The 5,051-nt window shown below is 64.1% G+C and carries 3 protein-coding genes; all 3 read right to left on the bottom strand.

The features are described 5' to 3' along the window. Nucleotides 1-1,801 (bottom strand): DUF1522 domain-containing protein (locus tag DYI24_RS21065; protein ID WP_164573715.1); only part of this gene is annotated, 1,801 nt, incomplete at its 3' end. A gap of 307 nt (nucleotides 1,802-2,108) precedes the next feature. Continuing rightward, nucleotides 2,109-3,716 (bottom strand): flagellar biosynthesis protein FlgL, encoded by a 1,608-nt coding sequence (locus DYI24_RS21060; RefSeq protein WP_164573714.1) that lies wholly within the window; start codon nucleotides 3,714-3,716, stop codon nucleotides 2,109-2,111. Nucleotides 3,717-3,724: 8 nt separating this feature from the next. After that, nucleotides 3,725-5,051, bottom strand: a 1,327-nt coding sequence (locus tag DYI24_RS21055) for a FlgK family flagellar hook-associated protein (RefSeq protein ID WP_164573713.1), incomplete at its 5' end; no start/stop codon positions are given.

Here is a 5,051-nt window from a genome sequence, read left to right as displayed (position 1 = left end):
GGCCGAGGGCGGCCAGCGCGTTGCCGGTGCCGGTGATGCTGAGGTCGGAGGCAAGGCCGGTCGACAGCTTCAGCGAGCCGCTCGTGATCGACGAGTTGGCAGTGCCGTTGGCGGTCGAGATCGTCGCGCCGGAGACACCCAGCGCAGCGGTGCGGACACCGGTGGCGAGGTCGACAGCCTTCAGGACGTCATCGATCGTGCCCTTCTGCAGGTACACGGTCGAATTGCCCTGACCATCGGTCTCGACGTTGCCGGAGATGCCCTGGTGGGTCGACGAGGCAGTCGGAACAGCGGCGTTCTTGAAGGTGATGGTCTTGCCGTTCACGTTCAGCGTGGAGCCGTCCGCGATCAGCGTGCCCATCGTGGTGCCGCTGGTGGTGCGCTGCTTGGTGAGGGTCAGCGGACCCGTACCGGTGGCGCTGCTCAGACCGAGGTTCTTGAACAGATCGGTCCAACCCGTGACGTTGAGGTCGGCGCCAGTCGAGCTGCGGATGGTGGTGATACCACCGGTGACGTCCGAAGCAGTCTGGCCGGAGTTGGTGCTGATCGTCGCGACACCCGAGGAGATCGTCGCCGACTTGACGCCGTTCGCCAGATCGATCGCGGTGAGCAGGTCACCAACGGTCGCGTTGCTGAACTTGGTCTGGTCGCCGAGGTAGATCGTCGAGTTGCCGTTGCCGTCAGTGCCGATACGGCCGAGAACGCCGGTGCCCGTCGGGATGTTGTTCCCCTGCGGAGCGTCGGAGGTCTTGAACGTGATCGTCTTGCCGTTGACCGTCAGCTGGGTGCCGTCAGCGATTGCCGCGGTGGTAAGACCACCATGGGTGTTGAACAGCTGCGTCGTGGCCGAGATGTTGGCCGAGGCGGTCGCAGCCGCGGTGTCGACGGTCTGCGCGGTCAGGCCGAGCTTGGCCAGCACGGCGCCGCCGGCGTTGTCGGCGATCGTCAGCGGGCTGTTGGTGCCCGAGTGCAGTTCCAGCTTGCCGGCGGTGATGGTCGACGAGTGGCCGGTGTTGCCGTTGATATCGTCGATCGTGTTGGCCAGCTTGGTCAGGGTCTGGTCGAGACCGATCGTGTAGTTGCCGTTGCTGTCCTTGCTGGCTGCACCGGCCGTGGTGAAGGTGATGGTCTTGCCGTTCACCGTGATCGAGTCGCCCGCAGCCGGACCGGTCGCCGTGGTGGTCGAACCGTTGGTGAGGTCGCTGATCAGGTTGGAGCCGGCCGCGGTGGCGGCGGCGGTGCCGACGCTGAGAACGCTGCCGAGAGCAGTGTTGTCGGCGGCGCCGAGGACGGTGACGGCGGTGCCGGCTGCGATGCTGACGATCGCGCCACCGAGGGTATCAGTGCCGGACGCAGCGGTCGCACCGCCCGCGGTGCCATCGAAGATCACGTTGCCGGTGGCAACCGCGTTCGAGTAGCTCTGGGTGCCGCGCAGGTCGTCAGCGGTGGCGCCGGAGATGGTCGCCGACACGTTCGACTTGGTGGCATAGCCGGAGGTCGTCTGCAGGGCCTGGTTGGCGATCGACTTAGCGCTGTCCACCAGCTTGTTCAGCGAGGTGATGCCGGTATTGGCGGCCTGCAGGATCTGCACGCCGTTGCCGATGCCATCGAGGAGGTTGTTGATGTCGCTGGCGCGGCTGTCGAGCGAAGCGGCAGTGAAGAAGTTGGTCGGATTATCGAGCGCCGTATTCACCTTCTTGCCGGACGAGAGGCGGCTTTGGGTGGTGGCGAGCAAGTCAGCCGTGGCCTGGAGCGACGAAAGATTCTGGCGAACGGCGTTGGATAGAACGATACCGGACATTGTGATGCTACCTTCCTGGTGTGCAAACGCGATCTTCTTGATCGGTCGCGGAACCTTGCCGGCCAGACTCTAAAAATGCGTAAAGGCAGAGAACCGGGTTTAACGGAAGGAAACGCCCGTAAAATCACTGGTTTGTGCAAGATGAGACGCGCGCGGGGACGCAACCCGCAGCCTCGCAAGACTACGTGGTTTGCCGGGATCAGTGAGCGTTTAGGAGGACTTGTGCTGCAGCTGCGGCAGCTAAGCGGCGCCAAATCGGCCGCCGCGGGGCCGCCGGAGCGGCGGCCCGCCGTTCAGAGATAATTAACTAGAGAAACTTGACGAGGCTGAGCTGATAGAGTTGCGACGTGGTTTGATACGACGCCTGCAGCGAGGTTTGCAGCGCCAGGATCTTGGTCGCGACCTCGTCGTTATTGATGCCTTCGATCGAGCTCAGCATGGTCTGCGCCAGTGCCTTGCTTTGCGTCTGGCGGTTAGCGGTGGCCTTGATCGAAGCCTGGGCGCCGGCCAATTCCGCCTGCATATTCTGGATCGACTGCTGCCCGGGAACCACAGCGAGATTAGCAGCCACACGCTGGTTGAGCGCAGCGATCTTGCCGGAACTATAGGGATCGGTGGCCGAGGTGGTCACTGCGGCGAACACCGCCACGGTTTGGAGTTGTTTGCGCAGCGCCTGCTCATCGGCTCGGGCTCCGTATTGCACCGTGATGGCGTCATCGATCTTGGCCACCGCGGTGCCGCGAGCTGGGTCAGTCGCCGAGTCCGGCTCACCGTTATACCAGAAAATGGTATTAGCTTTGGTGCCGGCGACCTGCGCCGTGGCGGCGCCGAACGGCGCGGTACCGGCGACACGCAGCGGCGGGGTGTTATTGAAGAAGTCATCGCCAGCCTTAATCGCCGAGGCGGCAGCCAGCGGCCCATTGGCCATCTTCTTCACCGCGGCCGTGAGTGCAGTCTGCAGGTTGGCCGCAGTGATCGAGGGAGACGGCGCCACCGGGGGCACCGCGGTCGGCGTGCCCTGATCGATCGCAAAACAGCCGTCCGGCAGCGGCGTCTTCGACGACGCGGTCAGCGTGATGGTCTCCTGGGTCCCGTCGGGCATGTCGAAGGTGAACTTCACCGTGTCGCCTTCGTTCGGAATAACGCCGTTGAGGTCGATCGACATCGCCTTGGGATTGGGTGCCGCCGGCGGAGTGGTCGGCGGCGTCTCGGTCGGCTGGGTCACCACCGCGCCGCTGATCGTGGTCGCAACCGCGTTCAGCTTCATGCCGAACGGCGACGGCCCGATCGGGGTCGGGGTTGCATACGGATTGGCGGCGAAGTCCTCGCCGATCTGGACGGTTGTGACGGTCGCACCGGTCGACACGATCGTCCGGCCCATGCCGTTGGTACCGACATCGGCATCGTGGCGTTCGCTGATCACCTGCTTCAGTCCGGCGATCGCCGCGCCGTCGCCGTTCATGATCTTGTCGGCCGCGGTCACCGGCGCGGTGTCGGTGATCCGGCCGCCGAACAGATAGCGGTCGCCGACCTGCGCGTTCAGCATGTCGACCGAGTCGAAAAAGTCGAGCGACGCGGTCTTCTGGCCGGGGGTCTGGCCGGTGTTGTCCAGCGTCGAGCCGGCGCTCACCGCCGCGCCCTTCACCTCGCTGTTGATCGTCGCCATCCGCTGCAGCGACAGGTTCGCCACGCTGATGCGGGTGGTGATGTTGGTCATCGTATCGCTGTAGCTGGCGATGTTCGACATCTGCGCCCGCAGGCCGATCGCAAGGCTGCGGCCGGTGCCGTCGCCGGCATAGGTGTTCGAGATCCGCCCGCTCGAGAGCTGTTGGCTAAGGTTTTCGAGCTGGCTGCGGAGATTGAGGATCCCGGTGCCGATGTAGGAAGTACGCCCGCTTACGCCGTCGATCGCCATGGCTCGCCTCAAATCGCCTGCATCAGGGACTGATACATCTGGTTGATGGTCGACATCACCCGCGCATTCGCCGCGTAGGCATTCTGCAGCGACAGCAGATGCGCCATCTCTTCGTCCATGTTGACGCCGGAGGACGTCGAGAACTTCTGCTGCAGCGTGTTCAGCACCACGTTCTGCCCCTCGGACAGCTGCTTCGCCGCCGCCGCGTTGGAGCCCTGCTGGCTGACGAACTGCTGCAGATAGCTCAGCAACGTACCCTTGTAAGGCGCCGCATCCGAACCGATGCCGGTCTTCGCGGAGTACAGATACTTGCTGGTGTTGAGCTGCTTGACCAAAAAGTCCGGCCGCGTGGTGTCGCCGGCGGCTGTCAGAGGCGAGGTCGAATACACCACAAGCCGGGAGTTATCCTTGATCAGGTCGGCATTGACCGAGATCCGCTGCGCGTAGCCGGTCATCTGGCTGCCGTAGCCGTTGATCGCGCCGGTGTAAGCCGCTCCGTTGTCGTTGAACAGCGGCACCGACGCGGTGCCGCCGGTCAGCGACGTCTCCGTGGTGGTGACGGAGGCTGCCGTAATCGTCGAGAAGCCAGCGTTGTTCAGCACCGTAATATTCGGCGCGGTGCCGCTGAATTGCAGGTTGCGGCTGTTGAGCGCGGCATTGAGCTGCGACACCACGGAGCCGGACAGACCGGAGAAGTCGATCCCGACCGCGTAGTCGTTCGGATCGGCCGTGGCGTTCTGCGGCAGCGGCAGCACCGACGGATCATCGACCCGCACCACCGTTACCGTATGCTGCGCACCGGTCAGCGTATCGGTGTACGAGATGTTGACGGTATTGCCGGTCTTCATCGACGACAGATCGAGACTGAAGCCTGCCTGGGTGCCGGAGGTGACCGCCGTGCCGGCCGTCGTCTTATCCGACAGTGCGCTCGACAGCGAGGCGGCGAACTGATCGAGCTGGGTCTGCGCCTGCACCAGGGTCTTGTCGCGCAGCTCGACATAGGCTGCCAGCTTGCCGGATTTCAGCGAGCTGGTCAGATCGGACGAGGAGCCGTTGGCGTAGCCGACCCGGATCGAGCCGAGATCGCTGATCGCCGTGTTTGGATTCCACACCGTGGTCGGCGAAACCGTGCCCTGCGCATTGAAGCTCAGCGTTGCCGCCTCCATGCCGACGAGCTGCACACCGGATCCGGTGAACACCGTCACCTGATTGGACCCATTGGTGACGACGCGGATGTCCATCAGTTGCGACAGCTGATTGATCGCCTGATCGCGCTGATCGAGCATCGCCGAGGTCGCCGCATCGGTCGATGTGCCGCCGAGCGGATTGGCTTGG

Origin of the sequence: Rhodopseudomonas sp. BR0C11, from assembly GCF_010820945.1 — a bacterium.
Lineage (GTDB): Bacteria > Pseudomonadota > Alphaproteobacteria > Rhizobiales > Xanthobacteraceae > Rhodopseudomonas > Rhodopseudomonas palustris_H.
This window is presented reverse-complemented; position numbering and strand designations above follow the sequence as displayed.